This window comes from Rhodothermales bacterium (assembly GCA_034439735.1).
Classification (GTDB): Bacteria; Bacteroidota; Rhodothermia; order Rhodothermales; family JAHQVL01; genus JAWKNW01.
In genome coordinates this window covers 1-20,637 of sequence record JAWXAX010000193.1, presented here as the reverse complement: position 1 = coordinate 20,637, position 20,637 = coordinate 1, and the positions used below count along the sequence as shown (strand labels likewise).

Annotated in this window: 12 protein-coding genes; 11 read left to right on the top strand and 1 reads right to left on the bottom strand. The window is 63.0% G+C overall.

The window, feature by feature from the left end:
• Positions 1 to 592 (bottom strand): hypothetical protein (locus tag SH809_14710; protein ID MDZ4700956.1); only part of this gene is annotated, 592 nt, incomplete at its 3' end.
• 535 nt (positions 593 to 1,127) lie between these two features.
• On the opposite strand from SH809_14710, the gene nadA reads away from it, so the two are divergent.
• The 11 genes from nadA to SH809_14655 all read left to right on the top strand — a co-directional run bounded on the left by nadA (position 1,128) and on the right by SH809_14655 (position 20,515).
• Positions 1,128 to 2,120: a quinolinate synthase NadA gene (gene nadA / locus SH809_14705; GenBank protein MDZ4700955.1), complete on the top strand. Its 993-nt coding sequence runs from the start codon at positions 1,128 to 1,130 to the stop codon at positions 2,118 to 2,120.
• A gap of 4 nt (positions 2,121 to 2,124) precedes the next feature.
• On the top strand, positions 2,125 to 3,897 hold the full coding sequence (locus tag SH809_14700) for a sodium:solute symporter family protein (GenBank protein ID MDZ4700954.1): 1,773 nt from the start codon (positions 2,125 to 2,127) through the stop codon (positions 3,895 to 3,897).
• Positions 3,898 to 3,965: 68 nt separating this feature from the next.
• The gene (locus SH809_14695; GenBank protein MDZ4700953.1) at positions 3,966 to 4,604 is read left to right on the top strand and encodes an LON peptidase substrate-binding domain-containing protein; all 639 of its coding nucleotides are present in this window, start codon (positions 3,966 to 3,968) and stop codon (positions 4,602 to 4,604) included.
• Positions 4,605 to 4,613: 9 nt separating this feature from the next.
• Entirely contained in the window at positions 4,614 to 5,468 is an 855-nt protein-coding gene (locus SH809_14690; protein ID MDZ4700952.1) for an MBL fold metallo-hydrolase, read from the top strand.
• Position 5,469: 1 nt separating this feature from the next.
• On the top strand, positions 5,470 to 6,177 hold the full coding sequence (locus tag SH809_14685; protein ID MDZ4700951.1) for a histidine kinase dimerization/phospho-acceptor domain-containing protein: 708 nt from the start codon (positions 5,470 to 5,472) through the stop codon (positions 6,175 to 6,177).
• Positions 6,178 to 6,498: 321 nt separating this feature from the next.
• Positions 6,499 to 10,524, top strand: a complete 4,026-nt coding sequence (porU, locus tag SH809_14680) for a type IX secretion system sortase PorU (protein MDZ4700950.1) — start codon at positions 6,499 to 6,501, stop codon at positions 10,522 to 10,524.
• Between the two features lie 154 nt (positions 10,525 to 10,678).
• Complete coding sequence (gene porV, locus SH809_14675; protein ID MDZ4700949.1) at positions 10,679 to 11,860, top strand: type IX secretion system outer membrane channel protein PorV; 1,182 nt, start codon at positions 10,679 to 10,681, stop codon at positions 11,858 to 11,860.
• A 251-nt stretch (positions 11,861 to 12,111) separates the two neighbouring features.
• On the top strand, positions 12,112 to 15,141 hold the full coding sequence (locus SH809_14670) for a hypothetical protein (protein ID MDZ4700948.1): 3,030 nt from the start codon (positions 12,112 to 12,114) through the stop codon (positions 15,139 to 15,141).
• A 143-nt stretch (positions 15,142 to 15,284) separates the two neighbouring features.
• Entirely contained in the window at positions 15,285 to 18,707 is a 3,423-nt protein-coding gene (locus SH809_14665) for a hypothetical protein (GenBank protein MDZ4700947.1), read from the top strand.
• A 24-nt stretch (positions 18,708 to 18,731) separates the two neighbouring features.
• Positions 18,732 to 19,394 carry a TlpA disulfide reductase family protein gene (locus tag SH809_14660; protein MDZ4700946.1) on the top strand — a complete coding sequence of 221 codons (663 nt, stop codon included), beginning with the start codon at positions 18,732 to 18,734 and terminating at the stop codon, positions 19,392 to 19,394.
• A 134-nt stretch (positions 19,395 to 19,528) separates the two neighbouring features.
• Positions 19,529 to 20,515, top strand: a complete 987-nt coding sequence (locus SH809_14655) for a hypothetical protein (protein ID MDZ4700945.1) — start codon at positions 19,529 to 19,531, stop codon at positions 20,513 to 20,515.
• The last annotated feature ends 122 nt before the right edge of the window (positions 20,516 to 20,637 follow it).

Below are 20,637 nucleotides of genomic sequence, written 5' to 3'. Positions count from 1 at the left end.
TCATCCGCCGGCGGATGATGTGATAATCGTCGTGTTGTTCGTTGGCGTAGGCGTACACCCATCGTTCGGTGTCGATGCCCAGGATAGAGCGATACCTTTGGTAGATCACCCGGTCGGCTGGGAGGTCGGGATCGACGTCGTCGACGATGGCGAGTTTATCATGTTGAGGCGAGAGCTGGGTACCCTGGTTGTATTGAAACGAGGGCACGCCATCCACGATCACCTCGGTATCCTCGAACCGGGCCGTGAGACGGGTTTCGACGGGAGTAAAAACCGAACTTCCATCGACATGGAGACCGTTTCGCGCGACTCGGTAGTCCCAGGGTTGTCCGCTGGGATCGGTCCAGTTTTTTACCCCGATCCAGTAGGCCTGGGCGCGGTAGTGGTTGGAGCCGCGTAAAATGGCCGGCCAATTCAACCCTGTTTGCCCCATGATGGCGTCATTGTGGGCGCCTATATCGGAGTAGCCGTGGTGCATCTCCCCGATGTCCATCCAGGTCGTGACGAATTGCGCGTCTGTTTCTCGGGCTGCCCAAGTCAGCAGGAGCACCAGGAATAGGGCTTGGGGCGAACGGGTGCGAAAAACCGTCATGGATGGTGAGAGATTGGAAGACGTGCAGAGGTCTAGATAACCGCAACGTGGAATATACGCTGCGTTGTGTGGTGATGAAAGGGCAAATCTGTGCCCCTTATCACGCGCTGCGACGTACGCCGTTGCGTATGGTTGGGATGAAAGGGCTGGTTAAAAAAACACCGCTCGGCGCACGCCCTCATGCCCCATCTTTATTCGCATTACCAGCGAATCAGGAGTTGAGGCCGTATCAAATGAACGCATCTGACGGGCAATCCGCCTGTTCTTCGTCATCCCCAACTTGATTGGGGATCCATAGATGGCTTGAGAATACCTCGCTTGCGGTTCCTGTCGTGCTTCTCTGCCACTCCTACGCATCTCATGGATCCCCGATCGGGGTCGGGGATGACGGTGCTCAAAGAGTCGAAGCATCCGTTTCGTACAACACTACATACGCCATCATGCCTCCCCCTCCGGCCCCATCCGAACCTGCCGGCGGCACCCCGCGTTGAAGCCCCAGGAGACCCTGCCACCGCCACCAACGCCATCTGCCCAGATGCTCCACATCCCGGTACTCGACCTCAGCGCCGGCTACGTCGCCCAGGAGATCGACCCCACGCTCGACCTCGTCGCCGAGATCCAGCGGCTGAAGAAAGAGAAAAACGCCGTCATCCTGGCTCATTATTACCAGGAGGCGGACATCCAGGACATCGCCGACTACATCGGCGACTCGCTCGGGCTCGCCCGCAAGGCGGCGGAGACGAGCGCGGACCTCATCGTGTTCGCCGGCGTCCACTTCATGGCCGAGACGGCGCTGATCGTTAATCCCACCAAAAAGGTCGTTTTGCCGGACCTCAACGCCGGCTGTTCGCTCGCCGATTCCTGTCCGCCGGATGAATTCGAGGCGTTTACGAAGGCTCACCCGGACCACTTCGTCGTCTCCTATATCAACTGCAGCGCCGGCGTGAAGGCCCTCAGCGACGTCATCGTCACATCCTCCAACGCCGAACACATCATCCGCCAGATCCCGGAGTCGACGCCGATCATTTTCGCGCCGGACCGCAATCTGGGCCGCTACCTCGCGAAGAAAACCGGCCGCGACATGCTCATCTGGGATGGCGTATGTATCGTCCACGAGGTGTTCAGCGAGCAAAAGCTCGTGCAGCTGAAAATCCGCCACCCCGAGGCCGAAGTGCTGGCGCACCCCGAGTGCGAGGAGGCCGTGTTGCGGCATGCCGACTTTATCGGCTCCACGACGGCCATCCTGCGCCGCGCCGGCCAGAGCGACCGCGACACGTTTATCGTGGCGACCGAGGCCGGCATCCTGCACCAGATGGAAAAGGCCTATCCGACAAAGACCTTCATCCCCGCCCCCCCGGAGAACGGGTGCAGCTGCAACGAATGCCCGCATATGCGCCTCAATACGCTCGAAAAGCTGTACCTCTGCCTGAAATACGAACAACCCGAGCTGACGATGGACGAGGACCTGCGCCTGAAAGCGCTGCTGCCCATCGAGCGGATGCTGACGATGAGCGCCGGCATCCAGTAACGCCATGATCGCCATCGACTGGGTTGTCGTCGCCGTCTACATGGTCGCCACGCTGGGTGTCGGGGTGTACCTGGCGCGGCGGGGGACGCAGTCGATCGAGCAGTTTTTTGTATCGGACCGGTCGTTGCCCTGGTGGCTCGCCGGCACGTCGATGGCCGCCACCACGTTTTCCATCGACACACCGCTGTACGTGGCCGGCGTGGTGGGGACGCGGGGGATCGCCGGCAACTGGGAGTGGTGGGCGTTCGGGATCGGGCATGTCGTCCTGATTTACGTTTTTGCCCGGCTGTGGCGGCGGAGCGAGATCATCACCGACGCCGAGTTGATCGAGCGGCGGTATGGCGGGAAAACGGCCGGCGTGTTGCGCGGCGTGAAGGCGTTCCTGTTCGCCGTCCCGATCAACTGCATCGGCATCGGCTACATCATGCTGGCCGCCGTGAAAGTGGTGGCCGCCCTCGGAGTGTGGGAGGGGCTGGGGTTCAGCGTGGACGATCGGATCCTCGGGCTCGATCCCAAGCTGCTGACGGTAATAGGGATTTCGGTGGTGGTGCTGGTGTATACCGGGTTTGCCGGGCTATGGGGCGTGGTGGCGACCGATTTTTTCCAGTTTGTCCTGGCCCTGGGCGGCGCGCTGGCCGTGGCGTATTACGCGATCTGGAGCCCGGAAGTGGGCGGGCTGGCCCTGCTGGCAGAGCGCGCCCGAGAAGCGGCCGACTTCGATGTGCTGGCTTTCGTACCGATCGAGTGGAGCGCCGGGTCTGTCTTTAGTATAGCTTGGAGCGCCACGGCCGGTATCTCGTTCACCACCTTCGTCGCCTACACGACGCTTCAGTGGTGGACCTTCCGACGTTCCGACGGCGGGGGTGAATTCGTCCAGCGCCTCGCGGCCTCGCGCACGGAAGCCGAGGCCGAAAAGGCGGCGTGGCTGTTTGTCATCATGCATTATGTGGTGCGGACGTGGCCGTGGATCCTCGTGGCGCTCGCGGCGCTGGTCATCTACCCGGATTTGCAGGATCGCGAGCTGGGGTATCCGAAGTTGATGCTGGATTACCTGCCGGCCGGCGTATTGGGGCTCGTCGTGGCCTCATTGCTGGCGGCGTTCATGAGCACCGTCTCCACCCAGATCAACTGGGGCGCGTCGTACCTTGTGAACGACCTGTACCGTCGCTTCATGCGCCCCGACGCGAGTCAGCGCGAGCTGGTCGTGTTCGGCCGCTGGGCGTCGCTACTCATCACCGTCGTCGGGGCTGTGGCCGCTTTTTACGCGACCAGCATCGGCGAGGTGTTTCGGCTGGTGATCGCGATGGGGACCGGGCCGGGGATGGTGCTCATCCTGCGCTGGTTCTGGTGGCGCATCAACGCCGCGGCCGAGCTGGCCGCCATGCTGGCCGGCTTCGCGCTGGGTCTGGCGACGTCGCTGGTGCCGGCGTTGGCGATTCCCGACTTCGGCCTGCGCCTGTTCGTCATCTCCGGGATCACGACGGCGATCTGGCTGACCGCCATGTATGCGACACGCCCCGAGGCGGATGCCACGCTGGTCGGTTTTTACCGGTCGATCCGCCCGCCCGGACCCGGGTGGGAGGCGTTGCGGCTCCGGCATGACCTCCCGCCGGCCCCCCCGCTGCGGCCCATGCTGCTACGGTCCCTCGCGGCGCTTGCGGTGCTGTTTGGCCTCATGTTCGGCGTCGGAGGGGCGCTCCTGTTGCGCTGGGAGGTCATGGGGGGCATGGGGGCTATCGCCGCGGCCGGCTTCTGGGCGCTCAGGCGGCTGCGGTGAAACCGTTTGGGCTGTCGCACATTGGATGGCAGACCGTACGCGCTCAGAAGTTGCCGTCGTTACGACCCATGGCCAAGGCTTATACGCTCCCTCTATTCCCCCTCGGCATGGTGTTGTATCCGGCCGAGCAGACGACCTTGCATATCTTCGAGATGCGGTACCGGGAGATGGTGAAGGATTGCCTGGCGAAGGAATCCCCATTTGGCATCCTGTACACCAACGAGGGGAAGATGGCTCAGATCGGGTGCACGGCGCGAATTACCGCCATCCCAACCCGATACGAGGACGGCCGGATGGACATCGTCGTCACCGGCGAGCGCCGGTTTCGGGTAATCGAACTGATGGAAGCCCACAGCTATCTGACGGCGAAAGTCGAAACGGTGGTCGAGCCCGACGAGCCGTTGCAGATCGACCTCCGGGAGCGCGTGATCACCCAGCATATGCGGCTGTTGGAGCTGGCCGGCCGGACCGTGCGGCCCTACCTCTACCAGAACGATGACGGCGTGTCTTATTTTATCGCCCACAACTCCGGGCTGGATTGGGACCAGAAGCAAGGCGTGCTGGAGATGCTCTCCGAAAACGAGCGCATCCGGTTTTTGACGCGCCACCTCGAGGCGCTCATCCCCCAGGTGGAGCAAGTGGAAGATGTACGCCGACGCGTCCAGAGCAACGGACATTTTAAAGACTTCCCGTCCGGCGAATTGTAGACCAACACCATGCTCAACCTGGGATCCTTCACCCTCCACACGATCGAGACCGGGCGGTTCGCCCTGGACGGCGGCGCGATGTTCGGCATCGTCCCGAAACCGTTGTGGGAACGCAAGATCCCCGCCGACGCGAAGAACCGGATTCCCATGCACATGCGGTGCCTACTCGTGGAAGCCGGCGACCGGCTCCTGCTCATCGATAACGGCCTTGGGGATAAGTACGACACCAAGTTCGGCGACATCTATTCGGTCGATCGGTCGACGCACGAGCTGCATGCTTCGCTCCAAAAAGCCGGCTTTTCGGCGAGCGACGTCACCGATGTGCTGCTCACCCACCTCCACTTCGACCACTGCGGCGGCTCGACGCGCCGCGTGGGGGATCGGCTCGAGATCGTGTTCGACCGCGCCGTGCACCACGTACAACGCCGGCACTGGGAGTGGACCAAGATCCCGAACGTGCGCGAGCGCAACTCTTTCCTGAACGACAACCTGGAGCCGCTCGGCGCATCCGGTCAGCTGAACTTGCTGGACGGGCGGACGACGGTGCTGCCCGGCATCGAGCTCATCCCGACCGAGGGCCACACCGTCGCGATGCAGCTCGTGAAGATCGGCGCCGGCGCGGAAACGCTCGTCTACATGGCCGATCTGCTGCCGACGAGCGCACACCTGCCTCCGGCGTGGAATATGGCGTACGACCTGTTTCCCATGGACACGATCCGCGAAAAGGAGGCGTTTCTGGAGGAGGCGGTAGCCGGCGGGTGGAAGTTGTTTTTCGAGCACGACCCGACGGTCGAAATCGCAAGCCTCAAACGGACGGACGCCGGCATCCAGGTGGATGCGCCCCGCCCACTCGATGCGTTTTGATATGGACGAACCCCACGTTTTCGGCGCCGACACCCTCGCCATCCTGGCCCCCTCTGCCGACGCCGCCCGCTACACCGCGGTTGTGGATCGGCACCGGATGGCCAAAACTACCCTCTCGGTGGACAGCGTGCCGGCGCTATTGACACTGTTCAAAACGCGAGCGGTGGATGTACTGCTGATCGACACCCGTACTCCGGGAGTGGATCTGGCTACCCTCGAGGCGCTCGGGGAAGATGTACTGGTCGATATCGACGTCATTGCCCTGGTGGACGCCCCGCCGGCGCCGGCCGCGAGCGCGCTGTTTGAACAGCTGACCACCCTCGTGGCCCCGCAGGACGCTCAGATTGAGGCGGACACCGTGCGAATCTATCTGGAGAGTACCCTCTATCGCAAGATTCTCCGCAGGCTGGGGCTGATGGCACGACGGGAGTACGAACAATCGCAGTTGTTGGGGCAGACGCGCAAGGGATTGTCCTCGTTTTACCACGACATCAACAATCCGCTGTCCATCCTCTCCGGCAACGCCCAGTTGCTGCTCGAGATCGGGCGGCAGATGGGACTTGAGGACGATCTCATGGCGCCGCTGCGCGACGTGGAGGAGTCCAGCCGCCGGCTCCATACCGAGCTGCAGCGGATCGTCCGGCTGAAAGAACTGATCGCCAACTCGGGGCTTGAGTTTCGGGCCGACGCCGCCGATACCTCCCAGTAACGATCTCGCCAGCCCACCTGATACACTCAGGAACCTGGGCTACGGGGGCGGTGTTCTCAAACACATAAATCAACCGCCGTCGTCCGTCAATAAGTAGGACGGACCCTCGTTTTTTACTCGTTTACCACCACTCTTTTTTACCCGCCTATCGAAATCAATCTGTTACGATACTCCCTTAAGCGGCGTCGCATGTGCTTCGCCTGTCTCTTCGACGTAACAGCTGAATCTACCTTCCTGCACAGACTTCTGTGCGGACTGCCTGTCCACCCGGCCGCCAGGCGCGGGTGAAGGGCGAGGTTCTGGATTTCGATGGATCGCACCATGTGTCGACATATCGCGGGTCGTTATAGCGCGTTTGCACTCCTCCTGCTCGCCGCGGCGTTCTGCCGGCCGGCGCTTGCTCAGGATGCCGCGTTCCGCGTCGTCGAGGAACGGGCCAATGGCGTGACGATCGAGATCGACGCCACCTGGAATCGCCCACTTGCCGCCACACTCGATAGCCTCAAGGCCACCACCCTCACCTCTTCCGTCGCCGCCGCGATCGCCGGCGGCCTCTTTTCGGATTCCGATCTCCTCACCCTGCCCTCGCTCGCCCTACCGGAGGTCCGCGTCGTGTCATCCGACTTCGACGAGGTGACGCTGCCGGTCGTCCTCGGGGATTCAGGGCCTTTGGCCGAGCTCATCACCGCCCTTGCCACGCCGACTGCCACCGTCGATGAACTCGGCACCTACCGCAAGCGCGCCGTGGCTTCGCTTCGGGTCCAGTTTGTCCAATACGACGCGGAGACCAACACGCTGCGTCGATATCGCCGGGTGCGTATCGACGTCGCCTACCGCGACGGCGCCCGGCCGGCGCAACAGGTCAACGCGCTCGCGGCGCGTGCGCTGAACCCGCACGCCATTGTGGATCAGAGCGTGCTCGCGGATGGAACGGTGTTCCGGATCCCTGTTACCGAAGAAGGCATCTACCGAATCGATAACGCCTTCCTCAGCGGAATCGGTCTGAATCCGGCGACCATCGAGCCAAACCAGCTCAAGATCTACGGCAACGGCGGCGCGCCGGTGCCGGCGCTCAACAGCGCTCCCCGCGCGGCCGACCTCGTCGAGAACCCCGTGTTTGTCCGTGGCGGGGGCGATGGATCGTTCGGCGATGCGGACGTGCTGCTATTTTATGGCGCGGCGCCCGGCGGCTGGCGCGTCGGTGAAGAGTCTGGGGCGTGGGAGCATTACGTGCACCCGTTCTCCAACGAAAACGCTTATTTCCTGAAGATTTCCGCTCCCGCCGGCCAGCGGGTCGTCGCCGGCGACTTCCCGGCCTATCCAGACGCCGACGTGGTCGATCAGGTGGACGGCCGGTTGTTCGTGGATTTCGACGACTTCAACTGGAGCAAACAGAACGGCAGCGGCCTCACCTGGCTCAGCAGCCCGATCAACCCGCAGGGCCGGCTGGACATCCTCGCGGGTGTGCGCCCGCCCGGATTTGACGGCGGCGTCGTCGCCTACCAGGCCCGCGTGGCCATCAAGTCCAACCCTTCCGCGCTCGCGTACTTCGACTCGGGCGTCGAGCGGCTGGGGCAGGCGATCACGGGCGCCGTCCGCCCGGGTCAGGAAACACCTTCCGCTTTGCTGACGACCGTGTCGTTTTCGCAGACCGTCGACGCCGGCGCCGGGCTTGCGTTGGCGATGACCCTGCAACAGCAGTCCAACTCGCCCGAGGCGGCGTTGGACTGGCTGCGCGTGACCTATCCCCAGCGCCTTACGGCCGAAAATGGCGCGATCCGGTTTGTGACGCCGCTCAACCGTGCCGGCCGGTATGAATTCCTGCTGAGCGGGTTTACGGCCGAGCCGCAGGTGTGGGACGTGACGGAGCCCGGCGCCATTCGCCCGTTGGCCGTTCAAGCTTCCGGTGCGGCTTACGCCGTGCAGATCGAAGTGGCGGATGGGACGCGCCCGCGTGAGCTGATCGCCTTTACCGAAAGTGTGGCGCAGCCGCTGGAAGCCGGCCAGGCCACGGCGGTGTCGGCTCAGAACCTGCACGGCCTGGCGTCATTCCCCCGGTTTCTCATCCTGACGCCCGCGATCTTTAAACCCTACGCAGACGAACTCGCCGCCATGCGCGAGGCTGATGGGATCCCGACGGTTGTCACCCTCATCGACCAGGTATTCAACGAATTCTCCGGCGGCGTGGTGGACATGCGCGCGACCCGGGATTACATCCGTTTTCTGTACGACCGCGCCCCGGTCGACGCCCAGCGACTCGAATACGTGCTGTTTTTTGGCGATGGCCACTACAACTACCGGGGCCTCGGCGGCGAACAGCTCGAGATGACCAACTGGATCCCGCCCTACGAAACGGATGATTCGCTCACACCCGATAAGTCTTTCACGAGCGATGACTACTTCGGGCTGCTGGATCCCGACGAGGGCGTCTGGCCGTACGACACGTTCGGTTCGCCGGCGCCCCGCGGCGCCCTGGTGGAACGGGTCGATATCGGCATCGGCCGGTTTCCCGTGCAGACCGAAGCCGACGCACAGGTCGTGCTCGACAAGATCAAACACTACGAAGACCCCGTGACGTTCGGAGCCTGGCGATCGGTGTATACCTTCCTCGCCGACGACGGCCCGACAGGCCTTTCCGGCACCCAGAACGACTTCGACCTCCACCTCCAGAACGCCGATGTCGTCGCTGACCTCATCCAGGACCGTTACGCCAACATCAACGTCCGTAAGATCTACGCGTCTTCTTTCCAGCGGGTCTTTCGTAACGGCTTCAAGATACCCGAGGCGCGCGATGAGATCATCAATGCGCTGGAGGAAGGCACCCTCGTCGTGAACTACAGCGGCCATGGGGGGGAGGATGGGCTGGCGCAGGAAGAAATCTTTACCCGAGAGGATGCCGAGGCGCTCGACAATTACGACCGGCTGGCCATCTTTGTCACAGCCACCTGCTCGTTTGGCTGGTGGGATCTGGCCGGCTTTCAGAGCGGAGCGGAAGCGCTGCTGTTAAACCCGACTGGCGGCGCCGTGGCGCTGATGACCACCGTGCGGCTCGTCTACACCAGTCCGGACAGCACCAGTCTGAATGTGGGCCTCAACCGCCGGCTCACGCAGGACATGTTTCAATTGGACGTGAACGGCCAGCCGCGCCGGCTCGGGGACATCCTGCGCATCACCAAAAACTCGTCCGTCGGCCTGCAGGGGAATAATCGCAAGTTCAACCTCCTCGGCGACCCGACCATGCGGATGGGCTTCCCCGGCTACCAGGCCCGGGTCGAAACCGTCAACGGGCAGTCGGTGATCGCCCAGACCGCCCCGTTGCGCGCGCTGGACCGTGTGACGATCGACGGCGTGGTGACAGACGCGACGGGGCAGCTCGACCCTGCTTTCGAGGGACCCGTCGTGCTCAGCGTCTTCGATGCCGAGCGCCAGATTCCCGTGCCGGACCAGCGGTGGCTCGCGCGGCCCTATTACACCGTCCGGGAGGACCTCATCTGGCGCGGCCAGGTGGAAGCCAGGCAGGGGCGGTTCCAGGCCGTTTTTGTCGTCCCGAAAGATATTTCCTACAGCAACCAACCCGGTCGGATCTCCCTCTACGCCGCGTCGCAGAGCACCCATGCCCTCGGGTTTACGGAGAACGTGATCGTCGGCGGGACGTCCGATAACCCGCCCAATGACAGCCGGGGCCCCGAGCTGTCGCTGTTTCTCAACGACACCACCTTCGTATCTGGCGGCCTCACGAACGCGAATCCGCAGCTGATCGTGAAGCTGTTCGACGAGAGCGGTATCAACACCGTCGGCGCCGGCGTGGGACACGAACTGTTGTTGATCGTGAATGGCGACGAGGCCGGCGCGCTCGACATAGGAAATGCGTTCCAGAGCGAAGAAAACTCGTACCAGCGCGGCGCCGTGACCTGGGAGTTGGCCGAGCAGGAAGAAGGGTTCAACACCCTTTCAATCCGTGCCTGGGACGTGCTGAATAACTCGAGCACGGCGACGCTCGACTACCTGGTCGCCGACGCGCAGGACCTCGTCCTGCGCAATGTATTTACCTATCCGAATCCGACCTCCGGGCTCACCCGGTTCGTGTTCGAGCACAACCAGGCCAGCAACCCGCTGGCGCGTGTGCAGGTGCGCATCTATACGCTCACCGGCCGGCTGATTCGTACGCTCGAAACCGAAGACTTGCTGAGTGGCGGCCCCTTCCAACTGGAATGGGACGGCCTGGACGAAGACACGGACCCGCTGTCTGCCGGCGTCTATCTCTACAAACTACGCGTGGAGATGGAACGCGAGGACGGCGAGCGCCACGTTTCCGAACACATCGAGAAGCTGGCGGTCATCCGATAACCTGAAACCCCGCGCGCCGCCGCCGATGTGGGATCTATCCTGTCATTGGGCCGTTTGGCGCGATATTATCATAGAAATCATGTATCACTCATCCAACAGGAAAGACGCTCAAAGCAGCCTCCGTGTGTTCACGCTGTTTAACCGTTCGACGACCATGAATGCAACCCAATCTCCCGGGGAATCTACCGGTGCGGCCCCCTCGAATCGCCTGCGCCTCATCGCCGGCGCCTTCCTGGCTACGCTAATGATGGCCAGTCTGGCCACACCCACACTCGCGCAGGTGGGCGGCGCCGCCGTCGTCTTCCTCAAAATCGAGCCCGATAGCCGCGCCGCCGGCATGGGCAACGCCGGCGTCGCCCTCGCCGACAACGCGAGCGCCACGTTCTGGAATCCCGCCGGCCTGGCCTTTCAAGAAGGCACCGAACTCGGCCTCACGCACTCGAACTGGCTGCCGGAGTTTAACGCCGGCCTGTTCTACGAGTACCTGATGGCGAAGAAGAGCGTGCCAGGCATCGGCACCTTCGGCGCGCACATCACCTACCTTTTCCTCGGTGAACACGAAGGACGCGATGGGCAGAACAACCCCACCGGCACCTTCCGCTCGTACGACCTCGCCGTCGGCCTCTCGTACGGCTTCAAAGTGATGCCTACCCTTTCGCTTGGCACCAGCCTCCGCTTCATCTACTCCAACCTCGCGCCGGGAACGAGCGTCGAAGGCCAGGAGACGAAGGCCGGTGTCGCGGCCGCGTTCGACATCGCGGCCCTTTACCGTTCGCGCCCGATGAACCTCGGCGCGGCCAAAGGCGTCCTGTCCGCCGGCTTCAACCTGGCCAACATGGGCCCGGAAGTCCAGTACTCGGATAGCGAACAGGCGGACCCGATCCCGACCAACATGCGCATCGGCTGGGCGTACACGGTGGACTTTGACGAGTTTAACCGCATCACGATCGTGAACGACTTCAACAAGGACCTCATCAAGGTCGATTCGCTCAACAACGCGGATCCGTTCTACAAGGCCATCTTCTCGTCCTGGTCGCCCATCGAGGTCCGCACCAACGCCCTCCAGGACGACGCCGCTGAACTGGAGTCGCTGAGTGTGTTCGAGCAGATGACGATCGGTGTCGGCCTCGAGTACTGGTACAACAGCCTCTTCGCCCTCCGCACCGGCTACTTCTACGAGAACCCGTACAACGGTAACCGGAAATTCCTTACGCTCGGCGCCGGCATCCGGTACAACATCATCGGGGTGGACTTCTCCTACATCTACGCCCTCGAAGAAAACTCGCCGCTCGCCAACACGATGCGATTCTCGCTGCTGCTGAACTTTGCGCGGTAGTCAGAGACGGGTCGTCTCGCAAGCGAAACGCTGTGGTACTGAGAGGGTCCCCTCCTTTCCAAGGAGGGGCAACCCCGACCCTCGTCGGGGTGGGGTGGTTGCGCACCGAATGGCAACCACCCCGCCTCCGGCACCCCTCCTCGGAAAGGAAGGGACCTGTTGCGTAAGGTGGCTTCTCACCGAATTAAATGCGTGAATTGCGGTACATCCGGGCACACCCGCGCGGGGTCTTTTCAGGCCCCCTTCTTTTTTTGTGCCTGTTTGTTTTTGCCACGCCGGCCTCTGGCCAGGACCTTCGCAAGCCCGCCGCCCCCGTCTACGACCTCATCGCCCTCCGTGTCGAGTTCCAGCCGGACACCACGCGGTTCACGACTGGCAACGGCACCTTCGACCACGCGTTGTTCGACACCCTCACCACCGCGATCGACCCGCTGCCCCACGACGCCGGCTACTTCGAGGCGCACCTCGCCTTCCTCGAAAACTACGTCGCCCGCGTTTCGGATGGGCAAACGACCGTCCGCACTCATCTGCTGCCCGAAGTGGTGCGGGTTTCCGGGGGGATGGCCGCCTACAGCCCGACGGGCCTCGACGCGGAGTCGGACGCCGAGCGCGCGAAACTCGCCGACCTCGTCGCCGAGGCCTGGACGCTCGCCGGCACGACCTCTTCGTTCGATGTCTCGGGTTTTGACCCCTCCACGACGGCCTTTATGCTTTTCCACGCCGGCGTCGGCCGGGACATTGAGCTGATCGGGACGATACTCGACAAAACGCCGCAGGATCTGCCATCGATCTATTTCGGGGAAGATGCGCTGGAGCGTCTCGCCGGCGCGGTGTCGTTTAAGGGGCTGCCCGTGACAAGCACGATGATCATCCCCCGGACGGAGTCTCGCAAGGGGTTCGACTTCCTCGGCGACCGCGAATTTCTCATCGGGTTTTCGATCAACGGCCTGATGGCCGCCAGTTTCTTCAACTACCTCGGCGTCCCCGATCTCTTCAACACGGAAGACGGCCAGAGCGCCATCGGACCCTTTGGCCTCATGGACCCGCTCGGGCTTTTTGCCTACAACGGCCTGCTCGCGCCCGAGCCCGAGGCGTGGACGAAGTATTTCCTGGGATGGATCGAGCCGGCGCTCGTCACCGGCCCAGATCCCATCACGTCGACCCTCCGGCCGGCGTCGGACCCCGCCAGCTCGGATGCCGTTCGGGTGCCCATATCCGGCGCGGAGTACTTTCTGGTGGAACACCGCCGGCGTGATGTGGAGAAGGATGGGCTCGTGCTCCAGGTCTACCGCAATGGCCAGATCGAAGAGCAGCGCTACGCCAACGGGCAGGAGGATTTTAACGGTGTGAATGTGGATGCCTTTGCCGGCGGGGTGGTGGTGGATGCCGATAACTTCGACTGGGCGCTCCCGGGCGGGCTCGACGAAGACGACAACGCCCTCGACGGCGGCCTGCTCATCTGGCACGTCGACGAGCGGGTAATCGCCGAGGGGCTGGCGTCAAATCGCGTCAACGCGGACCCGAACCGGCGCGGGGTCGATCTCGAAGAGGCAGACTCCGGCCAGGACCTCGGCTTCCCAAGCGAGAACCCGTTTGCCCCGCAGTCGCACCTGGGCTCGCCGTTCGATTTTTATTACGAGGGCAACCCGGTGATCGTCATCGCGGCGAACGGGGAGGAGGTGCGGCTCTACGAAAACCGGTTCGGGCCGGCCACCCATCCAAACAGCCGCTCGAACGATGGCGCGAACAGCTTCGTTGTGCTGGAGGATTTCTCGCCGCGCGAGGCGACGATGCAGTTTACCTACCGCCGTGCCGTAGAAGACGGCTTTTTACCCATCGACGGGTTGCCCGTCTTGTCCGAAGTCGGATTCGAGCGTGGAAGTTATATCATGCGCGCCGGCGACGGGGCTCTTGTGGTCGCCAATACGCGTGATCTTGTAGTAGTGCGGGATGGCGTCGTACTCAGGCCAGGTCCTCGAGTCGGGGCGTCGCCCGTTATCGGGCCAGATGGCGCTGTCTATTTCATCTACGAGACGTTGAATCGAATCGTGGGGGTCGGGAAGTACGACGAAGGGAGCTTCACGACCGTGCCCTTTAACCTGGAGCCGGACTACTTCGCCGTGTCGGATCGGGCGAGCCTGGTCTACGACGAGGCGAGTGGTTTATTTGCGGCGATCCTCTGGCGAGACGGGGAACAGGTGCTGATTACGTTCGATCCATTTGCGCCTTTTTCAGGTCCGACGCTGCCCGTGACCGTGGTAGATGGCGTCATGCCGCTGGCGATCGCGGCGGCGCCGGGCGCCGGATTGGCGGTGTGGACGCTCGACGGCGTGACGGTCGCCGGCGATACGCCGGACTGGTCGTTTTCGTTGCCCGACAGCCGCGTCGGTCAACTCGCCCTCGGCTCCGAACGGGGGCAACTGGTGGGTGTCGCGCCACAGAAGAACGGTACTATCTTGCACTGGCTGCTTGCAGGAGGCGAGGTGCGCTCCGTTCCGTTGTCGACCTGGGGTGAGGCCGGCGAGGCGTTGCCCTCATTCCCGACGCTGGTTGACGTCGATGACGACGGTCGGCTCGATGCGGTGGTGGTGCATGGACGACAGCTGCTCGCGATCTCGCAGGGTGGGGGGATGGCCGACGGATTCCCGATCGCGTTGCCGGCGGAAGTCGAGGCGCAACCCCTCGTGGCGCGATTCTCCGCGGATAGCCCCCTGGCGATCGTGGTTGCCGCGCTGGATGGAAATGTGTATGCCTACGACCTCGCTACGCCCGGCGAGCTGGTCGCCGGCTTCCCGCTGGCCGTCGGGCGTTACCTGCAGGCAACGCCGTTATTGCAAGATGGGCAGCTGTTTGCGGTCGACGATAAGGGTGTTCTGGCGGGCTGGGCCATCGACGGCTTGCACGATATCTGGTGGGGGAGGCTTTTCCAGGGAAACACAAACGCTAGTTTTGTCACCCTGACCCCTCCGGCGCCCGAGCCACAGCCCGGCGATGGCCTTCTGGTGGCGGCGGAGACCTACAACTGGCCCAATCCTATTCGGGATGGGCGGACCTTTGTGCGGATCCGACCCACGCGGGATGTGCGAGTCCGTATCACGATTGTGGATGCCGCGGGCGGCCTGGTCGACCGGATCGATGTTTCCGATGCGCGCGCCGGCGTGCCAACCGACATCCTCTGGCAGACCGATGCCGCCAGTGGCCTCTACTACGCCCGCATCGAAGCCACCGACGCCTCGGGATCGACGGAGACGGCGCTCATCAAACTGGCGGTGATCCGATGAAGGCTTCCCCCAAATGCCTCCCTATCGCGTCAGAATTACCTGCGTTGTGGGGATGGCGCAGAGTGGTGTCTATCAAAAACCGACCTGCCATCTCGACCGAACCCCCGATTCCATCGGGGGGAAGCGGAGAGACCTCCCTCCGAATGACGGAGTGCCATGTGGATGGAGGTTTATTCGCTCCGCTGATCAGTCGCTTCGCTTGTGTCTCCGCTACGGCCCGGCTAGGCCGTGCCTTCGGTCGGGCTGACATCGTTTTTTTCATCACGGCCATCACACTGGCCCTGGCCGTCGGAATCCGCCCCGCCTCCGCCCAGGAATCCATCGCGTTTTACGATTTTGCTCGCCCGGGCCTCTCCTGGTACACGATCGAGACCGATCACTTCAACATCATCTACCACCAGGACGCCGACGGGCGGGGCACGAGCCGGAGCGCGCAGGTCGTCGCCCGGATCGCGGAGGACATCTACGGACCGATCACGGATCTCTACCAGCGCAAGCCCGACACGAAGGTCGCGATCATCCTCAAAGACTACGAGGACTATTCGAACGGCGCGGCCTATTTCTTCGACAATAAGATCGAGATCTGGGCGCCGAGCCTGGATACGCCACTTCGGGGCGACCACAACTGGCTCCGCAACGTCATCACGCACGAGTTCACGCACATCGTCCAGGTACAGACGACGATGAAGATGAGCCGGCGCGTCCCGTTCCTCTATTTCCAACTCCTGGCCTACGAAAACGTCCGCCGGCCCGACGTCCTCTACGGCTACCCGAACGTCATCGTCACCTATCCCATCGCCGGCATCAGCAACCCCGCGTGGCTGGCCGAAGGCACCGCCCAGTACCAGCGCTCGTGGCTGGGGTACGACGACTGGGATTCGCACCGGGACATGCTCTTGCGGACGCGCGTCCTCGCCGGCGAGGCGATGTCGCTCGCGGATATGGGCGGCTTCTACTCCCACAACAGCCTGCTCCGTGAGACGGTCTACAACCAGGGGCATGCCTTCACGCGGTATCTGGCGGCCACGTACGGGGAAGACGTGCTTCGGCGCATCAGCGAGGCCCTCGGGGAGTGGCGGAATTGGAATGTGGATAGGGCCATCGAAGAGGTGGTAGGAGAGCCAGCGGCCGACGTATACGACGCCTGGATTTCCAGCCTCCAAACCAGCTACGAACGGGAAACGGCCGGCATCACGGCGAACCCCGTCGAAGGCCGGATCATCGAGCCGGAGGGGTTCTCGAACGCCTATCCACGGTTCTCCCCGGACGGGCGCCGGCTGGCGTATACGTCGAACCGGGGCGAAGATTTCTCGGCGACGAGTCTGTACTTCCGCGACCTGGAAAGTGGGGAGCTCGTTCAGGTCGACCTCGACGGTTGGGGCGATGCGCCGGAATCCGTCCACACCTGTGCGTTCGGACACAAACTCGTCCGCGCGGTCGATCGTTCGTTCGGCTGGCGGCCGGACGGCAAGGCCATCGTCTACGCCCGCCGGCGCGATTCACCCGAAGGGCACCTGATCGCCGATCTCTACGAAATCGATTTGGACACGAAGAAAAAGAACCGTCTGACCGAGGGCCAGCGCGCCACCGGGCCGGCGTACGCGCCGGACGGGCAGCGCATCGTGTTCGTCCGGCAAAACGATGGGTCGACCAACCTGCACCTGTTCGACGTCACGACCCGAACGGTTCAGCCCGTGACGCACTTCAACGACGGCACCCAGGTTGGCGACGCGGCCTGGAGCCCGGATGGATCGTGGATCTATTACGCCCGCCAGCTCGGCCGTGGTCGCGATCTCTACCGGATCCGCCCCGATGGCACGGGCGATGCCGCCGTCCTCGCCACGCCGGCCGACGAACGATCGCCGGCGTTCGACGAAGCGGGCCGGCTACTATTCGCGAGCGATGAAACCGGCATCTTCAATATTTACCGGATGGCCGACGGGGCGGCGCCCGAGGCGATCACGAATGTAGTCGGCGGGGCATTCCAGCCGGCGGCACATGCCGGCAAACTGGCCTACGCCCACTACGCCTACGACGGATTCAAGATCGCGCTGATGGATGCGGTAGCCAGTGCCACGGCGGTTTCGGCGTACACCTCGCCGGCGGTGCTGGACAAGCCGCCGCTCGCCGACGCGCCGGCCGACGCGCCCGTCGCCCTGAACACGTTCGACGACACCGACCTCGCGCCACTGGCCCCCGGCGAGAATCCGGAGGGGTTGACGGCGAAGCCCTATCGCAACCTGTTTACCTCGTTCAGCCTGTTTCCGGTGGTTCGGCTGGATCAGTATGTGTCCCGCCGGCAGTCGACACTGGATGTCCGCCTAGCCGACAGGACCTTCGCCGAGACGCTACTCCGCAATACAAAAGTGGGCGTCTTGATGGCCTCTCGCGAGATCCTCGAAGGCCTGACCCTGTTTGGCGGTGCGTTGTTCAGCCCGGCTTCGCGGGACGCTGAAAGTGTGCAGGATTTCTTCTCGCCTTCCCGACTCGTAAAACTCGAACGCGACATTTTCCTCCAGCTCGACTACACGAAAGGCCTGCCCTTTATCCCCAAACGTTGGTCCCCGCAGTTTTCGCTCGAGGTCTACAACATCAAGCGTAACGTGGACAACGGCCTCACCGTCGAGGAATTCCCCTGCACGGCCTGCCTGCCGGACACGACGCTCGCCGATCTCTCCTACAATCTGTGGGAGACCAGCCTTAAGGCGCGGAGCAAGATCAATCGGTTCACCCTCGCGGAAGTGGGTTACCGCTACAGCCCGTACAGCGTCACCACCGAGCGCTTTTTCTCGAAAGAGAACGACGCATTCATCGACCCGTTCACCTCCAAGTATTTCATCGGCAGCGCCGTTTCATTCAGGCTATTCGCCGAACTCATGCAGCCCCACGCCCATAGCGACGTCGTGCCCGAGGGCGTTCGGCTCGAGTTGTTGTATGAACGGGAGGAGGGCCGGCTGCTCGAGCGGTTCGATCTGGAGGATGGCTTCCTCAAGCCGATCTACGAGCGGTATCAGATGCACCGGATCGTGGCCGAGGGGCGGTTCAACAGCCGGCTCCCGGGCCGGCCGCTGGGCGGTGTGCATGGCTACGGCATCCGCGCGCGGGGATCGACACTGCTCGGCGGCGAGGTGGACGACTTCTTCAACGACTATGTCGGCGGCCTCATCGGCGCGCGCGGCTACCCGTTTTACGCCATGGGCGGCAACGAAACCCTGTGGCTCCAGGCCGCCTACCACGTCCCCATTCTGCCGAACATCAAGCGCCAGATGCTGTTTACGTATGTCGACAAGCTCTACGCCCGCGTCTACGCCGACGCGGCCGCGGCGTGGGTCGGGCCGTTTCCGGCGGCCGATCAATTCAGAAAGGATATCGGCGCCGAGCTCCGGCTCGCACTGGGCTCCTTCTACCTGCTGCCGACGGCCATTTTCGTGAGCGCCACATACGGGCTCGACGCGTTCGACTTCCAGCTCGACGAGGGCTTCCTTACCCCGAGCGGCGAGAATTTCGTCCGTTATGGCGAGGAGATCCAGTGGCACTTTGGTGTCTTGTTTGGGTTCGATCTCTAGTCCCACATTATCACAAGATTCTCCATGGATACCAACACGATTCTCATTTCCGCCGGCGCCATGACCGTGGTCGGGGCCGGATTTCTGTACTTCCTGCAGCTCCAGCGTAAGAAGCAGGGCGCCTCGGCCGTGACCTGGATGGGGGCCGGCCTGTCGGTCATGCTCATCATCAGCTCCCTGGTCTTGATGGGCGTCGGGCTTTCGGTGAAGCAGGGCAATGCCTTTGTCAAGATCGAGGACGGCGGCGAAGTGCAGCGGGAATCGCTGGGTAAGGAGGCCCCGAATTTTGAATTCACCCTGCTCGATGGGGACCAGAAAACAGACCTCGCCGCCTATCGGGGCCAGGTCGTCCTGCTCAACTTCTGGGCGACCTGGTGCCCCCCTTGCCTCGATGAGATGCCCGGCCTGAACCGGCTCCAGGCCGACTACAAGGACCAGGGTGTGGTCGTCCTGACGCTGTCCGACGAGACGCGCGAGGAGATCGACTCGTTTGATCAGACTAAGGTGACGCTCGATACCGAAAGCGGCCTCATCGCGGACCCGACGGCGTTGCCAATGCCCTTCCTCAAGATCCTCGACGGCCGGCCCGAAACGTACGTCATCGACCGCGACGGCGTCTTGCGGGAGTTTGTGCTGGGTGCGCGCGACTACGCGTACTTCGAACGACTTGTGACGCCTTATTTATAACGTTTCGCGTTGAACGTTTACTCGTTTAACGTTCAACGAATAAACGCGCAACGCGTTATCGCGGCACGTGTTTTATGCATTATCCAGCATCCTACTTGCGTATGAACGTCCGGCTTCACCCTATCCGCCTCCCCATGGCATCCCTTATCCTGATGGTGGGTGTGCTGGTGGGCGCGAGCAGGGCGGAGGCGCAACCCGCATCGCTATCGCATCCCATGTACGAGGCCGCGGCGTTTCGGGCCGGGGCCGTGGCGCCGGCGTCGGTCCGCCTTGCTCGGCCTGGAGTATGGCCAGCGAAGGCCGCGGGTCAACGGAGCGTGGGGCTGGCGTTTGGACTGTCGGCCGTGGTGCCCGGAGCGGGGCAGGCGTACAACCAGCAATGGGTGAAGGCCGGTGTGGCAATCGCGGCGGAAGCACTGATTATCACCAGCGGGATCGTCTGGCGCCGGCAGGGGCTCGATCTTGAAGACGACTACATCAACTATGCCCATGGCTTCTGGGAGCCGACAAAGTATGCCAGCTGGCTGAACGATTATAGCCAGTTCATCCAGTCCACCCTCCAGGCCAACGTCACCGCGCCGCCGGTCGCCATTCCCACCGGCATCGACTTCACCCGCCCCGAGCAGTGGACAGACGCCGAATGGCAGCAGGTGGACGCATTTTTTGGCCAGATTCAGACGCTGGAGCGGCAGATGTTCCACGTCGAGACCCGTGCCGCGTTTTCGCATACGCTGCCCGACTTCAGCGAGCAGCAATACTACGAGCTGGTGGGCAAGTATTATCAGTTCGCGCCCGGCTGGGAAGATTATCCCGAATGGATTGTCGGCGGGGAATACCGGCCTGCGATCGACCCGTCACAGACCGCCGCCGACGGCTCCAAGCCCAACGTCTCGCCGCGGTTCTTCCAGTATTCCGACGACCATGCCCACGCGAACGACGTATTGCGCCGGGCTTCCAGGGTCTCCATGCTGCTGGTCGTCACGCACCTCGTTTCCGCCTTCGAAGCCGCCATCTCCGCCAAGCTGCACAACGACCGCCTCGCGCCAACGCTCGGTTTCGCCATGAGCCCCGAAGGCCAGGTGAGACCGGTAGCGACGCTGTCCTATCGCCTGGGGCTCTAATGCATTAATTAATACGAATCAGGAGTTGAAACACGGCGCATACTGGCTTCCGCCATGCGCTCCACACCCGTCTTCCCCAACTTGATTGGGGATCCATGGAACCATGAAAATGCAGCACATGC